Source organism: Sphingobium soli, from assembly GCF_020782245.1.
In the GTDB taxonomy this organism is placed as follows: domain Bacteria; phylum Pseudomonadota; class Alphaproteobacteria; order Sphingomonadales; family Sphingomonadaceae; genus Sphingobium; species Sphingobium soli.
The window spans coordinates 100,590-118,190 of sequence record NZ_JAJGNP010000014.1; the positions used below are offsets into that span (position 1 = coordinate 100,590).

Annotated in this window: 13 protein-coding genes and 1 pseudogene; 6 read left to right on the forward strand and 8 right to left on the reverse strand. The window is 64.8% G+C overall.

Features of this window, described 5'->3' with window-relative positions:
* Positions 1-20: 20 nt before the first annotated feature.
* The 3 genes from LL253_RS15230 to LL253_RS15240 are packed head-to-tail and all read left to right on the forward strand — an operon-like array spanning position 21 to position 3,694.
* Entirely contained in the window at positions 21-1,214 is a 1,194-nt protein-coding gene (locus LL253_RS15230) for a hypothetical protein (RefSeq protein ID WP_207080782.1), read from the forward strand.
* Between the two features lie 15 nt (positions 1,215-1,229).
* Positions 1,230-2,609 (forward strand): lipopolysaccharide biosynthesis protein, encoded by a 1,380-nt coding sequence (locus tag LL253_RS15235; RefSeq protein WP_228222236.1) that lies wholly within the window; start codon positions 1,230-1,232, stop codon positions 2,607-2,609.
* Positions 2,609-3,694, forward strand: coding sequence for a glycosyltransferase (locus LL253_RS15240; RefSeq protein WP_207081222.1), 1,086 nt, complete (start codon positions 2,609-2,611; stop codon positions 3,692-3,694). The genes LL253_RS15235 and LL253_RS15240 overlap by 1 nt, the downstream gene beginning before the upstream one ends.
* Positions 3,695-3,697: 3 nt before the next feature.
* On the opposite strand, the gene LL253_RS15245 is transcribed toward LL253_RS15240, so the two are convergent.
* From LL253_RS15245 to LL253_RS15260, 4 genes are all read right to left on the reverse strand, one after another.
* On the reverse strand, positions 3,698-6,736 hold the full coding sequence (locus tag LL253_RS15245; RefSeq protein WP_207080784.1) for an efflux RND transporter permease subunit: 3,039 nt from the start codon (positions 6,734-6,736) through the stop codon (positions 3,698-3,700).
* Positions 6,733-7,758 carry an efflux RND transporter periplasmic adaptor subunit gene (locus LL253_RS15250; protein WP_228222237.1) on the reverse strand — a complete coding sequence of 342 codons (1,026 nt, stop codon included), beginning with the start codon at positions 7,756-7,758 and terminating at the stop codon, positions 6,733-6,735. Before LL253_RS15250 ends, LL253_RS15245 begins: the two co-directional genes overlap by 4 nt.
* Entirely contained in the window at positions 7,755-9,095 is a 1,341-nt protein-coding gene (locus LL253_RS15255; protein WP_407696116.1) for a TolC family protein, read from the reverse strand. Before LL253_RS15255 ends, LL253_RS15250 begins: the two co-directional genes overlap by 4 nt.
* A 62-nt stretch (positions 9,096-9,157) precedes the next feature.
* Entirely contained in the window at positions 9,158-9,472 is a 315-nt protein-coding gene (locus tag LL253_RS15260) for a PepSY domain-containing protein (protein WP_008828763.1), read from the reverse strand.
* 130 nt (positions 9,473-9,602) lie between these two features.
* Between LL253_RS15260 and LL253_RS15265 the strand changes: the two genes are divergently transcribed.
* A complete protein-coding gene (locus LL253_RS15265) occupies positions 9,603-10,277 on the forward strand; it encodes a winged helix-turn-helix domain-containing protein (RefSeq protein ID WP_008828764.1) in 675 nt (224 codons plus the stop codon).
* Positions 10,267-11,655 (forward strand): sensor histidine kinase, encoded by a 1,389-nt coding sequence (locus LL253_RS15270; protein WP_207080786.1) that lies wholly within the window; start codon positions 10,267-10,269, stop codon positions 11,653-11,655. Before LL253_RS15265 ends, LL253_RS15270 begins: the two co-directional genes overlap by 11 nt.
* Positions 11,656-12,132: 477 nt before the next feature.
* Here LL253_RS15270 and LL253_RS15275 read toward each other — a convergent pair whose 3' ends face one another.
* The 4 genes and pseudogenes from LL253_RS15275 to LL253_RS15285 form a co-directional block, all read right to left on the reverse strand.
* On the reverse strand, positions 12,133-12,663 hold the full coding sequence (locus LL253_RS15275; protein ID WP_228227689.1) for a hypothetical protein: 531 nt from the start codon (positions 12,661-12,663) through the stop codon (positions 12,133-12,135).
* A gap of 168 nt (positions 12,664-12,831) precedes the next feature.
* Positions 12,832-13,251 (reverse strand): annotated as a pseudogene (locus LL253_RS20005) (TniQ family protein); the annotation flags it as partial.
* A complete protein-coding gene (locus tag LL253_RS15280; protein ID WP_207080788.1) occupies positions 13,248-14,171 on the reverse strand; it encodes a TniB family NTP-binding protein in 924 nt (307 codons plus the stop codon). The pseudogene LL253_RS20005 and the gene LL253_RS15280, both read right to left, overlap by 4 nt.
* Positions 14,168-15,826 (reverse strand): Mu transposase C-terminal domain-containing protein, encoded by a 1,659-nt coding sequence (locus LL253_RS15285; protein WP_167381846.1) that lies wholly within the window; start codon positions 15,824-15,826, stop codon positions 14,168-14,170. The genes LL253_RS15280 and LL253_RS15285 overlap by 4 nt, the downstream gene beginning before the upstream one ends.
* 191 nt (positions 15,827-16,017) lie before the next feature.
* Between LL253_RS15285 and LL253_RS15290 the strand changes: the two genes are divergently transcribed.
* Positions 16,018-17,256 (forward strand): site-specific integrase, encoded by a 1,239-nt coding sequence (locus tag LL253_RS15290; protein ID WP_013039113.1) that lies wholly within the window; start codon positions 16,018-16,020, stop codon positions 17,254-17,256.
* The last annotated feature ends 345 nt before the right edge of the window (positions 17,257-17,601 follow it).

The window sequence follows — 17,601 nt, forward strand, 5'->3', positions numbered from 1 at the left end:
GGTCGCGGAGTCAAGCGACTATGCGCATCGGATTCCTGTTCAACCACGACCAGATACACCAGGTCGCCCATAGTCTTCCGATCGCAATGGCCCTCGTCGAGATCGGCTTCGGCGGGAAGATCGTGGTCGCCACGACGAACGCGGCGCTGGCGGCCGAGGTGCGGCGCATCGGCGGCGCACATATCGGCTCGACCATCGAACATGTTGAACTCGAACCGTCCCCGCTGTCGCGGCGGGTGGATGCACTGCTCGGCAAAGTGGTGCCAGCCGGAAAGCTGCTGATATATCGGGACAATCTGGCGTTTTTCCGTGGTCTTGACGTACTGGTGGTGGCGGAGAAGACCTCGCTGATCCTCAAGAAGCGATACGGTCTCACCAACCTCGGCATCGTTCACACCCGGCACGGCGCCGGCGACAGGGCCATCGGTTTCAACAAGGCCAGCGCCTGCTTCGACCATGTGCTGTGCTCAGGCCCCAAGATCCGCGACCGGCTTGTTCAGGAAGCCGGGATGGCCCCCGAGGCGATCACCATCGTCGGCTACCCCAAGTTCGATCTGGTCCGCGAAACCCGGCAGGTCAGCTTTCTTCCCACCGTGGAGCAGGTCGTGCTCTACAACCCCCACCCGTCGCCGCACCTGTCTTCATGGTATCGCCACGGCCACGGCGTCTTCGAGCAGTTCCTGGGACGCGCCGACCAAGGGTTGCTGTTCGCCCCGCACGTGATGCTGTTCCAGCGGCAATACGTAGTGACGATCGACAGGCTGACGGTCGATCGGGCGGGAGAGATACCGCCCCGTTTCCTGCGCGGCGACAACATCAAGGTCGATCTCGGCAGCCGGGCATCGACCGACATGAGCTACACTCTCTCGGCCGACGTCTATCTCGGCGACGCGAGCAGCCAGGTCTACGAATTCCTGCTGCGGCCGCGGCCCTGCATCTTCCTGAACACCCATGGCCACGAGTGGCATGGCGACCCCAACTTCCGGCACTGGACGGCCGGGGAGGTCATCACCCGGCCCGAAGAATTGCCACAGGCGCTGGAGCGGGCCGAAGAGCTTCACGCGACCCGTTACCGTACCGTGCAGCAGGACCTGTTCGCGCAGAGCTTCGATCTCCAGGACACCCCGTCTTCCATTCGTGCCGCGAATGCCGTAGCGGCTTTCGCGGAACGGCGCCGCCGGGATAACCGCCATCTCAAGCTCGTTCCGGCGTGAGTACAAAGACTGGTAATGTCGGATAGCAAGCCGCTAGAAGCGCATGATGAATGGGCAACAGCACGTCGCGCCGAAAATCCTGATGGGCGAATGGTGACCGATCGACCGGCGGGCCGGGTCCGCCGCATCTTTGCGAGCCTTGGCCTGGTGCTGGGAGGCAAGGCGGGCGCGGGCATCATGAGCCTGGGCTATCTGTTGCTGGCGACGCGTTACCTGGGGCCGAAGGACTACGGCGTGCTGGTCCTCGTCCATGCCTATGTCACCACGGTTTGCGGGGTGATCGAATTCCCCTCGTGGCAGGCGATCGTGCGCTATGGTGCCGAGGCCGACCGCGATGGGCAAGTTCACCGCCTGTCGCGATTGCTGCGCTTCGGCGCCAAGGTCGAACTGGCCGGGGGCGCCCTCGCAGTGATCTCGGCGATGGTGCTGGTGCCGTTCGTCGGTCCCCATCTCGGCTGGTCTCCGAAGGCGATGGCCTTTGCGCCGTACTACGCCTTCGCCGTGCTGGGATCGGTGCGCTCGACGCCTTCAGGCTACCTGCAACTGTGCGGGCGCTTCGATCTGCTGGGCCTGCACAACCTCGTGCAGCCTACGGTAAGGCTGATCGGGACATTGGTGGTGATCGCGTGCGGATGGGGCGTGAAATCGTTCCTCTTCGCATGGCTGCTCGCGGCTCTGGCGGAATTCGCCGCGATGTGGGGTCTCGGCCTGTGGATGGCGGCGAAGCGCCTGGGCAATGCGATAGTGCGTCCCGAGCCCGGCCGGGTGACCGACGACAACACCGGCATCTGGCGCTTCATGCTGGCGAGCAATGCGGACGTGACCCTCGGAGACCTGACCGGCCGCGTCGCGCCGCTGGTCATCGGATGGGTGATGGGACCGGCCATGGCGGGCCTCTTTGCGGTCGCGCAGCGCGCTACCGTCATCCTCGCGCAGCCCGCGCAGATCCTCGGCAATGCTTCCTACGCCGAACTGGCTCACATCGTTGCGGGTGGATACGGCGGCAGGGCGCTGCGCCAGACGCTTCTCAAGGTCGTCGGCATCGCGGTGCTGGCGGCGGTTCCCGTCGTGCTGATCGTCGGGATTTTCCCGACCCAGATCATCCGCCTGATGGCAGGCCCGGCTTTCGGCGCCGCGTCGGGCGTGATGATCGCGCTGGTCGCCGCGCGTGCTGTTGCGCTCATAGGTCCGCCTTGCACCTCGGCACTCACGGCGCTTGGCCACCCGGCCCGGTCGATGTGGGCCAACCTGCTGTCGAGCTTCGCCTTCCTGCCGCTCCTTCCCTGGCTGCTGACGACCTTCGGGTTGATGGGGGCGGGCATCCAGGCGGTGGCGCAGGCGGTCGTGGCCAACGGATTGCTCGCGGTCCTCGTATGGCGCACCAGCGGCCGGTGATGACGGGTCCCCGGATCGCCTATGTCATCAACTCGCTGGAGGGTGGCGGCGCGGCGCTTCCGGTGCCTGCCATCCTTGCGGTGCTGCGCGGTGCCGGTGCACAAGTCCGCGTCCTTGCCCTGACTCGCCGCGACGGCAGGGCTCTGCCTGCCATGGAGGCGGCGGGCCTCGATGTCGCGGTGCGCGAAGGCGGAGAGACCGACCATCTCGCCGCCGCCCGATGGCTGACCCGCGAACTGCGCGGGTGGGAGGCGACCCATCTGTGGACCTCGCTCAGCCGCGCGACGATCCTCGGGCTGGTACTGGGGCCGCATTTGGGAATTCCCGTGATCGCATGGCAGCATAACGCCTTCCTCAAGCCCTGGAACGAGCGTCTCCTGCGCCTGCTTCAAGCCCGCGCGGCAATGTGGGTGGCGGATTCGCGTGTGGTCGAGGAACTCACCGCCCGGCGCCTCGGTGTCCCTGCGGACCGGTTGGCGACATGGCCGATCTATGCCGCCGATCCCGCGATGCCCCAGGCGCGCGCCTGGCAGCCGGGGGAAGTCCTGCGTCTCGGCAGTCTCGGCAGGCTTCACCCGGCCAAGGGCTACGACGTGCTGATCGCGGCGCTGGTCCGATTGCGAGAGCAGGGGTTCCGTCCCCCGGTTCCCTTCGAGATCGCCATTGCGGGCGACGGTGCGCAAGGCCCGCGACTGGCGGCACTGGCTGCCGAAGCCGGTATCGAAGGACTGCGCCTCACCGGTTACTCCACCGAACCTCGGGCCTTCCTTGAAACCCTGCACCTCTACCTCCAGCCTTCGCGGCGGGAGGGCTTCTGCATTGCCGCCCACGAAGCGTTGACTGCTGGCCTTCCGGTAATCGCATCGCGCGTGGGCGAATTGGCCTTCTCGGTCCGGCCGCAGGTCAACGGATGGCTTGCCGAGCCCGAGGATCCGGTTTCGCTCGCCACGACGCTGCGCGAAGCCCTGTCCGCCCCCGATGCCCTCGCGGCGCTGGGGCGGCAGGCCCGGGCGCAGATGCTGGACGAGTATTCCCAGGCGCGCTTCGAACGGACCGGAAGGGCCATCTGGTCGCGCCTGGGGTAACGGTCACGCGGTCTTCGGCAGGGTCAGCCGCACCAGCACCGGCATCGCCAGCAGGACCAGCGGATACTGCAGCAGCAGACCGGCGATGATCGCGATGGCCAGCGGTTGCTGGATGCCCGATCCCTGTCCGATCGCGAAGGCGAGCGGCAGCAGCGTCAGGATCGCCGCGAGCGTCGTCATCGTGATGGGACGCAGGCGGTTGCGGCTTGCCTCGCGCGTGGCCTGCTCCGGCGGCATGGTGTGGGCCAGTTCCTCGAACTCCGAGACGTAGAAGATCGCCATCTCGGTGCCGATTCCGATGATCATCGTCATCCCCATCAGCGCCGTGATGTTGAGATCGACGCCCGCCAGCCACAGCGCCGTGAACACCGAGGTCGTCGAGAGCAGCGAACAGCCGATGATGATGACCGGCAGCCAGAAGCGGCGGTACAGTACCAGCAGCAACACCAGTTCGGCGATCAGCGCGGCGGCGAACACCTTGATGAGGCCGGAGAACGCGATCTGCTGCTGCTGGTAGAGGCCGCCCAGCTCGTAGCGCACGCCGGGGCTCAGGGCGCCGGGCTTGTCGAGGGCGGTGGTGACGTCGGCGACTGCCGCGCCGATCCCGCGGCCCTGGATACGGCCGGTGACGGCGATCATCGGCTCCAGGTTCTCGCGCCCGATCTGCGGCTGCCCGGTGACCGGCTCGATCGTCGCCACGCGTGACAGCGGGAAGACGTGGCCATCGGTGGCCCGGATCGGCAGCTGGGCAAGACCCGCTTCGCTCATGGTCATGGCGTCGGGCAGGCGCACGCGGACATCGACGGCCTTGTTGGGCTGGGCCAGCGTCGTCGCGACGGCGCCGGTCAGCGCGGTGGACAGCTGGCTCTCGACGTCGGCGGGGACGACCCCTTCCATCCCGGCGCGAACCGGATCGACATGGACGTTGAGCGCATCGCCTGCCAGCTGGACACCGTCGTTGACCTCGACGACGCCGGAGATCTTGCTGATCGTCGCGGCGACCTTCTGCGCTTCCCCTTCGAGGATCGACGGGTCCGAGGCGTAGAGCTTGACCTCGATCGGCTGCGGCACGGCGGTGAGATCGCCGATAAGGTCCTCGATCAGCTGCGCGACCTCGACCTGCACGCCGGGCACCTTGACGGCGATCTCGTCGGCTACGGCGGCGGCGATTTCCTCGGTGGGGCGGCTGTGATCCGGTTTCAGGCGCACGAAGTAGTCGCCGTGGTAGCTCTGGCCAAGGTCTCCGCCAAGGCCGGTGCCGAGGCGGCGGGAGAACGTCGCGACTTCGGGATTGGCGCGCAGCATCGCGTCGATCTGGCCAACCTGCCTGCCGGTTTCGTCCAGCGAGGTGCCCGCCGGAGTCCGGTAGTCCATGACGAAACCGCCCTCGTCTACCTTCGGCATGAAGCCGGTGGGCACATTGGAATATCCGACGTAGCCGATGACGAGCAGCGGCACCGCGATCACCGCGAGCAGCCAGGGCCGCGCGGACAGGCGGTCGAGCGCGCCGTCGTGGACGTGCGCGAGACGGCCCTCTCCGGCCGCGCCGGGGTCATGCCACTTGTTGAAGTCCACCAGTCGGCGGGCGAGAATGGGCACGACGAATGCGGTCATCGCCCAGGAGATCGCCAGCGCCGCCGCCATCGTCACCGACAGCGCCTTGGAGAACGCGCCGGTCACGCCGGTCAGGAACGAAAGAGGCAGGAAGACGATCAGCGTCGCCATGCTCGACCCGGTCAGCGGGGTCATGAACTCGCGCGCGGCGGGCATGACGGCGGCGTCTCCGGCGAGCTTGCCGTCGGCGTCCCGGGCGCCTGCACGGCGGGCGATATGCTCGACCATGACGATGACGTCGTCGATCAGCAGGCCGACCGCCGCTGCGATGCCGCCAAGGGTCATGATGTTGAAGCTCATCCCCAGCATGCTCAGCACCAGCACGGTGATGGCCAGCGTTGCCGGCACCACGATCACCGCCACCAGCGTCACCCGCCAACTGCGCAGGAACCACAAGAGGACGAGACCGGCGAGGACGAGGCCGATGAGCACCGCGTCGCGCACGCTGGAGACGGACTGCGTGACGAGCTGGCTCTGGTCGTACCAGTTCACCAGCTTGACGCCTGGGGGCAGCTTGAGGCCGTTCAGCTTCTGCTCGACTTCCTGCGCGATCTTGACCGCGTTGCCGTCCGGCTGTTCGTAGATGTTGAAGAGGACGGCCGGTTTGCCGTCTTCGACGATGCGCTGCCAGACTGGAAGCGCGCCGTTCTGCACGGTCGCGACGTCACGCACGCGCACAACGCCGGTGGGCGTGGCCTTGACCACGATGTCGCCGATCTGCGCCGCGCTGCTGACGCTACGGTCGGCGATCACCAGCGAGAGGCGGCCGCGATCCTGCACCTGGCCCACTGCGCTCAGGACGTTGCCGTTCTTGATGGCGGTGGAGAGGTCGGTCATCGACAGGTTGTAATCGGCCAGGCGGTGCGGGTCGGCGAGGACCTGCACTTCCGCCGTGTCACCGCCCTGCACGCCGATGCGCGCCAGGCCGCTGATCGACGAGAGCAGGGGGGTGATCTGATACCTGGCGAAATCCTGCAAGGTAACCGGATCGACCTTGTCGGAGACCAGCGCGTAGGAGATGATCGGGAAGACCGTGGGGTCCATGCGGCGCACGTCGTACTGCGTGCCCGCAGGCAGGGTCGGCACGACCCGGCCGACGGCGGTATCGACCAGCAGGGTGCTGGCGATCATGTCGCGGCCCCAGCCGAAATCGACCGAGATCTGCGCGGAGCCCCGGCTCGTTTCCGAACGCACGTTCTGCACGCCGGGAATGGCGCGGATCGCCTCTTCCACCGGGCGCGTGACGGTCAGCGCGGTCTGGTCGGCAGGGCGGCTGCCGGCATCGAGGTCCACCACAACGCGGGGGAAGGAGACTTGCGGGAACAGCCCGATCGGCAGTGCGAGGGCGGCGACGATCCCGGCGAGCGCCATTGCCAGCGCGACCAGGACGATGGCCCGCGATTGCGAGCCCAGCAATTTCTCGATCATCGGTTGCTCCGGCGTACGGCTCCGCCGTCATCGACCTGATAGGCGCCATCGACGATCAGCGGGCGGCTGGCGTCGAGCTTGCCCTGGACTACATCGCCCTTGTCGGACGAGAGCAGGACCTGAACGGGCACCGACTGGGCCTTGCCGCCGATGATCTGGAACACGCGGGATGGACCTCCGGCGGTGACGACCGCCTTGTGCGGCACGACCCAGCCCTGGACTGCGCCCGTCTCGATCGCGACCTGCATCGATTCGCCCGGCAGCAGCGTACCGGCGGGGAAGCTGAGATCGACGTCGATGAGGCGGCTGGTCGCGTTCAGTGCGCTGTCTACGCGGATCACCTTGCCGCGCAGGTCGGCGCCGCCCGAAAGGCGCTTGAGGCTGGCCGACTGGCCGACGGCGACCCCGGCTCGCGCCGCCGGATCGACGCCGACGGTGACGACGATCCCGCCTGCCTTGGCGACGGTGAGGATCGGGGCTCCGGCCTGCGTGCGGTCCCCTTGCGCGACGGCGACGGTCGTGACGACCCCGTCGAACGGGGCCACGATGGTGTGGCTGGCTCGGCCGGCGCCGTCCGCCTGCAAGGCGGCGAGCGCGGTCTGCGCATCGGTGACGGCCTTGGTGGCCTGGGTCAGCTGGTCACGCGTGGCGAGCTGCTGGGACAGGAGCTGCGCGGTGCTGGCCTCCTGCTTGCGTGCCGCGGCAAGGGCGGTCACGGCCTGCAGGTAGCCGCTGCGCGATGCGGGCGCGGTGACGAACGTCGCAAGCGTCTGGCCCGCATGCACTGCCATGCCCGGCGCGACGGCCAGTGCGGTCACTTGGCCGGGCTGGGCCTCGCTGAACGTCATGGTGCCGTTGAGGGCCGGGCCGACCGATCCGTAGGCCACGACCGTTGCCGGCAGGGAACCCTGCCTGGCCGGGATCGTAGTGACGAGCACGGTGGGCGAGGGGGGCGGGGTCGGTGCATTCGAGCCGCAGCCCGCCAGCAGCGCCACGGCCGAGAAAGCGAAAAGCCTTTTCATCGGGCGTCCACCGTGGTCGTCGATTCAAGATCGACGGTCGGCAGCCCGGCGCCAACAAGCGTCTGGATCGCGATCTGGCGATCGAGCAGGGCAAGCTCCAGCGTCATGATTTCCTGTTCCTTGGTGAAGCGGTTCAGGACGAGGTCGACATAGCCGCGCTCGTCCAGATTTGATGCGCCGAACGCGGCCTGGGCGCGAGCGGCGGCGGCGCGTGCGTTCGGCAGGTCGCGCCTGGCGACCTCCAGTTGCGCCGACAACTGCTCGTACTCGCGCAGCAGCGAACCGATCGTGCCGATGGCCGCGGAGAGGCGGGCATCGTAATCGGCATGCAACTGTGCGCGGGTCGCGCGGGCAGTCGCGACGGCGGCCTGGCCCTGATCGAAGATCGGCAGGCCGATCTGCAGGTTCGGGCCGCCATTGATGACCTTGGCATTGTCGCTGGCGACGCTGCCGCCGAGGATGAGGTCGGGGAACTGCGACTGGATCGCCTGACGCAGTTGCTCGTCAGATGCGGCATATCCCATGCGCAGGGCCAGCAGGTCCGGTCGCCGATCGGGCAGGGTGGCGATCTCGCCGCGCACTTGCGCGGGATCGAACGGCGGCAGATCAGGCTCGGCGGCGAGGGGGACAACCACTTCCGGGGACAGGCCCAGCAGAGCATTGAGCTGGTGTCGCAGGTTCAACTGCTGCTGGTCGAGCGCGTCCAGCGCGGAGCGGGCGGATTGCAGAGCGACACGATCGGGAGCGACGGTCACCAGCGTGACGGTCTGGCTGGCGAGGGCCTTGTCCAGCTTGGCGCTGCGTTCGGCGAGGAGCTGATAGGCCGCGAGATAGTTCTGGCGGTTGCGGGCGCCGATGATCAGGTCGGTGGCGATCTGCCGGGCCTGGCCTGCGACCTGCCATTCCTGCCAGACGACGCTGGCGTCCACTTGCCGCTCGCTGGCACGGGCCGCGCGCTGGCGCGACTTGTACGTCAGGATGCTCTTGATGTCCTGCGCGAGGCCGAGGTTCCAGGCGGGAACCGTTCCGGCACCCGACAGCAACGGCAGGAACGCAGCACTCAGCGAGGGGTTGGCAAGCAGCCCGGCCTGCTCCGTCTGTCCGGCGGCGATGCCGCGTTGCAGGCGCGCTGCCTTGAGGTCGGGGTTGTTGGCGAGCGCCAGCGTTATCACCTGCGCGACGGTCAGGGGAGCTTGCGGCGTCGATGCATCGAGGGCGCCGAGGCTCGGCGCAAGCGGGGCGGCGGTCGAGAGCGGCAGGGGGGTGTAGCGCGCGCAACCGGTGACGGCCACGGCAAGCAAGATCGCTACGGAGTGCCTAAAACGATGCCTGTCCATACCGGTAGGGTGTCTTTGCAAAGAGGGCGGGGCGGTTGCGCAACCGCCCCGTCGCAGGTGTATCAGTCCGGGTTCTTGCCTTCGGCGGCATTCTCGAGGATCGCGCCGGTTTTGGCATCGACGCCCACTTCGAATGGCTTGCCGTGGCTGGTGATGTCGAAGGAATAGCGCAGGCCGCTGCCGCCCTTTTCCTTCTCCAGTTCCTGGTCCGTGATCGTGCCGGGCCGTGCCTTCAGCGCGGCGATGCGCGCCGATGCGAGAGTGACCTTGGCCTGGGCGGCGTATTCCCCGCCTTTCAGCGCGGCGGGCTTGGCCGACGCAACCGAAGATCCGGCACCCACCAGGGCAAGTGCGACGATGATGCTGGAAGTTTTCATCATGGCATCCTTAAGAGCGGGACTGCTCTATGACGCGAACATAAACAACTGAACCTTTGCCCAAGATGATTGAAACATTGTTTTTTGCCAACTTGCAGATGCATCCGATGCGAGCGAAAAAGGACACGGCATGAAAATCCTGCTTCTCGAGGACGACGACGCGACCAAGGCGCACCTCGAGCGCGTGTTGAGCGCGGCCGGACATGTCGTGGATGTCTGCTCCACCGGACAGGACGCGATCTTCCTGGGTTCGACCGGCGATCATGCCGTGCTGATCCTCGACCGCATGGTGCCGGGGCTCGACGGGCTAGGGGCGCTCAAGGCCTTGCGGGCGATGGGCGTACGAAGTCCGGCGCTTTTCCTGACCGCGATGAACGGGGTGGAGGACCGGGTCGAGGGCCTGGAAGCCGGGGCCGACGATTACCTTGCCAAGCCTTTCGCGGCCAGCGAACTGCTCGCCCGGGTGAATGCGCTCGCGCGGCGGCCGCCGATCGTCGAACTGCAGACCTTGCTGCGGATAGACGATCTTGAACTTGACCGGGTGAAGCGGACGGTGATGCGCGGTGGCCAGCGTATCGACCTGCAGCAGCAGGAACTGAAGTTGCTGGAATACCTGATGCTCCACGCGGGCGAAGTGGTCACGCGGGCCATGCTGCTGGAAAACGTCTGGTCGTTCCACTTCGACCCCAAGACCAACGTGATCGAGAGCCACATGAGCCGGTTGCGCGCGAAAGTGGATCGCGGCTTCGGCAAGGAACTGATCCAGACCTTGCGCGGCGCGGGGTATCGAATCGATGCCGCCTGAGCACCGGCCTAAGCGCCGGGCTTCCGGGCCGATCCGCAGCGCGGCCTTCCGTTTCGCGCTGCTTCTCGCCGGGGTCTTCGCCATCGGTGCGGCCGCGCTGCTGATCGTCGTCGAAGAGCAGATCGGGCGCTATGCCACCGAAGCGACGAACGGCGGCCTGCAGGCGGAGATGAGCGTGCTTCAGGGCGAATACGCGCAACTCGGGCAATCCGGTCTGACCGACGCGATGGCCCGTCACGCAGGCGTTCGTCCCGAGGCACCCTATCGCTACCTGCTGCTCGATGTCGCAGGCCGCCGCCTGTTCGGCGATCTTCCGGCGACGGCGATGACGGAGGGCTGGAGCACGGTGAACGTGATAGAGCCCGAGCCGGGCCAGCAAGGCACGCGCCGGGAAAGCATGACTACGCTCGGCGCGCGTCTGCCGGACGGGTTGCGGCTGGTCGTGGCCAGCGACAACTACGACGTGCAGATGCTGCGCCACCGGCTCGGCCGCTTCACCCTGCTCAGCGGGATCGGCATCACGCTCTTCGCACTGCTGGGCGGATATCTCACCGGGAGGCTCTTCGTGCGTCGTCTCGACCGGGTAAACGGCGCGGTCGATCGCATCGTCGAGGGGGACCGAGCGGAGCGGCTGCCGATGATCGGCCTAGGCCCGGAGTTCGACGATCTGGCGCAGAACCTGAACCGGATGCTCGATCGCAATGCCGCAGCGATGGAGGCGCTGCGGCAGGTTTCAACCGACATCGCGCACGACTTGCGCACGCCGCTCAGTCGCCTTCACCAGCGGCTGGAACAGATGCAGGAAAGTGCCGAGGTCGAACCGGCGATGATCGACGACGCCCTTGAGCAGACCTCGGGCATCCTCGAGACCTTCCAAGCGCTGCTGAGGATCGGCGCCCTGGAAGGCGGAGTCGGACGCAGGCGCTTCACGCGGGTCGATCTCAGCGAACTGATGGACCGCGTCCAGCAGGCTTACGCCCCCGTGGCCGAGGATGCGGCGCATAACTACCTTGCTGACCATGAACCCGGCATCGTCGTAAACGGCGACGGCGAACTGCTGGCGCAGCTCTTCACCAACCTTGTGGAGAACGCCATCGTCCACACGCCTGCGGGAACGACGATCACGTCGCGGATTTTCGTGGACGATGGCGGCATAGTGGCCGAGGTGTCCGATACCGGGCAGGGCATCCCGGCATCGGAGCGCGCCAATGTCTTCCGGCGGTTCTATCGCCTCGATGCCAGCCGCCATACCGAGGGCTCGGGCCTTGGCCTGGCGCTGGTCGCAGCGATCGCGGCCCTGCACGACGCGGCCTGGACCATACCGGAGCATCCTTCCGGCCTTACAGTACAGATTATCTTTCCACCTTGCCCTTCCTGACGGCAGATAGTGTCGACTATCTCGGGAAGAGATTAGGGCTTGGCGAAAATTTACTCACAGGTCGCAAACCATGACCCACGCCCCTGCACCAGTGCGAATTGTCGTGTCACGTTGAGACTTGATCACTGCAAAGATCACGCCGGTCTCGGTCTTGCAGCTGCCCCGAGATGGTACTCGGCAGAGTGCACCTTCGTGTTGAATGGTCTCCTGCGTCGCAGTGGCCTCATATTCGGCACTCTCGATGGTTATTTCGGTGAGAACTCAGCGGTATTCGAACCTCCGGTTTCAGGTACTGGAAAATCGCTGTCGAATGGCCACAATGGGCGCGTCACCGACCGGCACCTGTCAAAATTCCGAGGGACCGGTTTCAGCGCAAGCCGTCATTCCAGCGCCCGCACCGGAATGCCTTGAGTTGGCCGCACTCGCCTTCCTGATTTAAATCCGTCTCCCAAAAAGTATGTATCACACGAAATAAACTTAGGCGGAGTCTTGAAAAAGAGTTTCATAGGTGTGCGAGGCGTCTCGTAAATAAGACATCCGTTCAAATTGTTCATTCCGATGGAGGGCTGCTTCCAACTTTCTTTTTAGTGTTGACGAGCAAGTGAGGCGATCTTGAATAAAGTGCTTGAGCGCCATGCTACCGATCGTCCGCGACCATATGTCGACAACCAACTTGCCCTGACAGAGTCCCGTTGCGCCATAATCTGCATCGAGCATTGCGGCGCATATTGCAATCAGACAACGGCGCAGGGACGGGCTAGCAAGTGCGAGTGGCATTTCACAGGACGGTTCGTCTGGGCAACCGTCTTCGAGTGTGAGCGCGGGCGTGGCAAAGCGATCGAAAAGTTCATCACGTAGCCCTGCGCGCCTGCGAGCCCTCGCTAGGAGAAGGCAGATTGTGGAGGTTTCGTCGAGCAGCTGAGAGGCTGAGGTGTCGTTGAAGCGGAATTGGTCCGGCACTTTTCCTGTGAGGGCATCGCGCAGCGCGGCTTCGAAACCTGCGATCATTTTCCAAAGCGAATGCGCCGCTGGCTCCAGTTCAAGCGCCCCAGGATTTGCCCGTTCGAGACCCCGACGGCAGCGGGCGCAGCACATCCTCGGCGGCCCTTGCGGTGACCGCTTCATCGCCCAATCGACACTCCCGCAAGTGACGCATCGGTCGACGAGCGGCCAGTTGTGTCGGGAACAAAAGCCTCCCGCAGCCATAGCCCAGTCGGCGCGGACATAGGCGGCGCGGCCCCCAGCATAGTCCTCGGCGAGGCAACGGCTGCACCAGGTAATCCGCAGGGAAAGAGCGGGCTCGCAGTCCCGACCAAGATAATCGGATGGAACGTAGCGCCAGGCCACAAAGTCTGGGTTGATCCTGGGATACCGATAGCAGAGGCCGAGTTTGGCAATCTGGGTCGGCGCAATGCCGGTGTTTGAGGCAAGTTCAGTGATCATCGATTTGGTCGGGTGGACGTCCGGATGACGCCAGTGGCCGGCGCTATTTCGAGAGGCGCGAAGAGAAGGCTCGTTCATAGCATTCCGATTGGGTCGCATGCGCGTCAGCCACGAACTGAGAAGCTCATCCGGGAATGGCTCCACGAAAGTCATAGGATCGCTCGGCCGATTGTCTTTCGCTTGCCCGCCGAGGCATACATGGAGACGAGAGGCAGTGTTACGTCCTTGGCGTCGAAGCTTGCTGCGTCGAGCATTTCCTGGCCATCGCGGATCGCCGCGACGGCAGCCGCCTCAATGAGCCTGAATATTCGGCCGGTCACACCTTGGGTGAGGGCTAGTAAACGTTGCCGCGCTTCGACGGTGTCGAGCCGCGAAGGTCGTCTGAGGGGCAGCAGACCAGAAAAGCTCGCAAGGAGCTGGCGCAGGGCGTGATCGTTACACCATGGCATCAACTCGAACGCTCCGAACCGATCAGCAAGGTTCGGATCGGTCAGGACGGCCATGCGCGCCTCCTCGGTGCCTGCGCAGACAATCGGAATTTTGAGGTCATTCGTCAGAAAGCGAATTGTATTGAGGAACACCCGCTGCTGGCGCGGCGTGCCTGCGAGCATCTTGTCGATTTCGTCCAGGACAAGCACCTTGGTTTCGACTTCGGCAAGCAAGTGTCTCGCTTCCGCCCGCATCGATCGCACGGACAGGGAGCTAAGCTCGACGCAATTGAGCGCGGTCAGCAGTTCGGTGTAAAATTGATCCTCCGTCGGCTCCGGCGGCATCTGCACCAGCAGCACTGGCATCCTGCTAAGCCCCGTCCTTATATCGAACTGGGGCGCATGCAGTTTGGAGAAGCGGCTGACGATCTCGGTCTTGCCCATCCCGGTGGAACCAAACAATAACAGGCAGGGCATTCGCCCTCGAGGTGGATAGATCACCAGGTCCTCGAGGTGACAGAGCGCGGCTTCAGCCTGTGGCAACGAAATCCAACGGTCGCGCCGAAGCCAGTCCACCCGGGCCTCATCAGTCAGTTCGGCATACTCGCGGTAAGCCGGGAAGAGATGACCGTAGAGCGTGCTCATGACCGTTCCTCGATGGCGAGCGGGACGACTGGCCCGTCGAGATTTGGTGCTGCGAGTTGTTCGTTAGCTTCTCGAGCCTCGAGGTGAACCGTAGGCGGCTCGCCGCGGATGAGCGCATCGACGAGGCGTTGGGTCGTTCGTCGAGCCCCTCGGGTTTTCGTCACGGCGGCGAGTACGATACTACGCTGTGTGCTCACCATCTCGAACAGCATCTGCTCGTCGACCGCGCCGCGCCCGCGCTCTCGAAGCGCTCTCAGGGCATAGTCGTGTTCGAACTTCGTGATCGCTGGGCGGCGCTTATCGCGGAGGGGGACAATCACATGCTCGCCGCCGGGCAGTTCGAGATAAACCGTCGAAAGGTTGAGCGGATTGTATTTGATGGGGAATTTATGGACGCTGTTCGCCACCAATGTGGTCAAAGCGCCATGCCAGTAGACCAGATGGAAGAGCTTGATGCCGTCGCGCCGAACCCGGCGCATTTCGAATGGAAGGAAGTCGAACAAAAAGCGTTGTTGGTCAGCCGGTAGCCTAAGTGGCTCAGTGCGCTTTGTCTGGTCGTCGCGCCACGCGGTCATCGGCGGAACGCCGAGAGCTCGGTGGATAGTACCATGATAGATGCCCACTTGGAGCGCAAACCACCGCTCGAATTCCTTGAGGGTCATACAGGCCTCGCCCTCGGCGTCGTAGTCCCCCTTATTTTGAATGTTCGAGAAGGTGGTCCCCGGAAGTAGATGCACTTCGCCGATGGTAGTGCCTATCAGGCGCTCAATGTGCCCGCCAAAGTGCGGCGTACGCGGAGGACGATAATGAAGGTCTATTCCGAATTGCTGGCAGCCGCGCGTGAGCGCGCGTGAATGAAATTCCGAGGCGTTATCAAGATGGAGGATGTCGGGCAGGCCGAAAACGGGCCATGCGAACGCAAGGTCCCGGTCGGCCAGCCAAGCATCTTTGGGTAGAACCGCATGGCGGATCGCCATGCCGACCGATGTCGCCGATGGTTTCTCCAAAGAGATGTAGAAGCCGGGAATTACCCGCGTGGCAACATCGATCTGCAGAGTCAGCGTTGGCCGACCCAGAGGCTTCCGGAAATACTCATCGACGATGATGATATCGACGAGAGTGTGATCCATCTGCACGACCTGAAGCGGATATTCCGCCTCATAGGAGGCCCTGACTGGACGAAAGCGATCTGCTGCAGCCTTTGCGCCATCTCGGGCTTCAATAAGGTGTTCGCGCTCCAAGGCATCGACCCTAAGGTGAACCGTTTGCCGGGCCGGAGGTCGAAGGTTCTGCTCCAGGCACGAATAGCGTATCTGCCGAACCAACTGAGCGAGAGTGGGCCTTGGACGGCGGAGATAGAATTTCTCTATCTCGGCATCGATCAGGCGGTCGATCTCGGAATGTAGGCGGGACCGGCCTTTGGGAAATCCGTCGTGCTGGTCGACCAGTGAGCTGGTTACTGGATTTTCCCGGTATCTCGCCAGAAGCTCGTAGATGCGGGACCGGCTGAGGCCCAGCGTCGAGCCAGCTTCTGCAATCGCTTTGTGGCCAAGCCGAGGTTCCGCGGCAAGAGCGCGAATTACCGGCTCGCGCTCGCAAGCTGTACGCCATTGTGAAGGATCAACCGTCGTGAGGGCAGTGCCAGCTTCGGCCATGACCTATCCCCGATTTTTGCCAGGGACTCGTGTTGCCGGGTCCGGTCGTTTTGTAGCAGAACCGCGCCTTCAGGTCGAACGTCCGGAGGTATTCTTACACGTGACCCAAGCTTTTCTGCCATTTTCTCGTCCGCCCGTATTCTTTAACTGACAAGGTGGGCTACAAGCGCGGCTGAGGAGCGAGGCGCGTCGTGAGCACCGAAACCGCCCGGGAAGGGCCAGAAATCCCCGTAGCGCCGCCTGAGGCTGTCCTGCCGGCCGTCAGGGCGCCGGCCGACCTTGCGTGGACGATCGTGCAGATGCGCGCCGGCGAGCGCATCACCGTCAACGAGGGCCTGATCGCCGCCTATCAGGCCGCTTCATCGCCCCATAGCATCCGTGCGCTCAAGTCCGACGTCGAGGCGTTCGATGCGTGGTGTAGGCGCAACAACCGGATCGCGCTGCCGGCCACGCCCGAGACCGTGGCCGATTATCTCGACGCGCGGGCCGGGAAGGGGAGCCGGCCGGCCTCGCTATCCCGCTACAAGGCGTCGATCGCCAAGATCCACCAGCTGCTCGAGCTCAAGGATCCGACGCCGGCGCCGCTGGTGAAGCTGCGGCTCCAGACGGTGCGCCGCGAGAAGGGGGCTGCGCAGAAGCAGGCGCGGCCGCTGCGGTTCAAGGGCCCGGTGCGCGACGTCGAGCGCGACAAGGCGCGGGGGCTCAACATCCGCGCGCTGCTCGAGAGTTGTGGCGAGGATCTGCCGGGGCTGCGTGATCGGGCGCTGCTATCGGCCGCTTATGACACCGGGCTGCGCGCCTCCGAACTGGTGGCGGTCGCCATTGAGCATATTGAGGAGGCGATCGATCCCGAAGCGCGGCTGCTGCAGATTCTGCGTCATAAGGGCGATCAAGACGGGGAGGGGGCGACCGCCTACCTCAGCCCGCGCACCGTCGCGGCGATCGCGGCGTGGACCGAAGCGGCGGGGATCACGACAGGGCCGCTGTTCCGGCGGGTGCAGGTGCGGCGCTACAAGGCGCGGGCAGCCGTGCGCGGTCGGCCGATCGACAGCATCTCGGGCCGGGAGACGTGGGATCTGCGCAAGACGCTGTCCAAGCCGGCGGTGAAGGCGCGCGTCGAATATGACATCGGCACCGTGGCGCTGCACCCGGGCTCGATCGGACCAATCTTTCGGTCGATCATCGGCCGCGCGTTCGACCGTGGCGCGCTGCCCGATTTGACGGCGGACGATCTGGCGCGGTTGCTGAAGGGGATCAGTGCGCACTCGACGCGGATCGGGCTCAATCAGGACCTGTTCGCCAGCGGGGAGGATTTGGCCGGCATCATGGACGCGCTGCGGTGGAAGTCGCCGCGGATGCCGCTCGCTTATAATCGCAATCTCGCGGCAGAGCAGGGGGCGGCGGGGCGCCTTATGGCGAAGATTGGCTAGTCATGACGGCCTAAATAGGTCTTTGGATGATGCCGTGCGACCACACGACGGCGGCAGGTAGATCGAGGGATTTGCGCAGCGGCAAGAACCGGAGAAGGGAGGCTGAGCCCCCGGGGTCTTGAGCTACAACGTTAAGCCTAAGAAACGGGCAGGGGCCTGGTAGCGCGTAGTGTATGAGCGAAGCCACCATCGCTCAAACTCATCAGCACAGTCCAATTTCGAAGAGGAAACAAGAAAGTGGTTCCGGAAACGGTATGGATCTTATCCTGTGTAAACGCTCGCGCTAAATGGCGGCGTTCTGATCGCGCTATTTGTCAGTTGCCGGGTCCGATGACGAGGCAATCG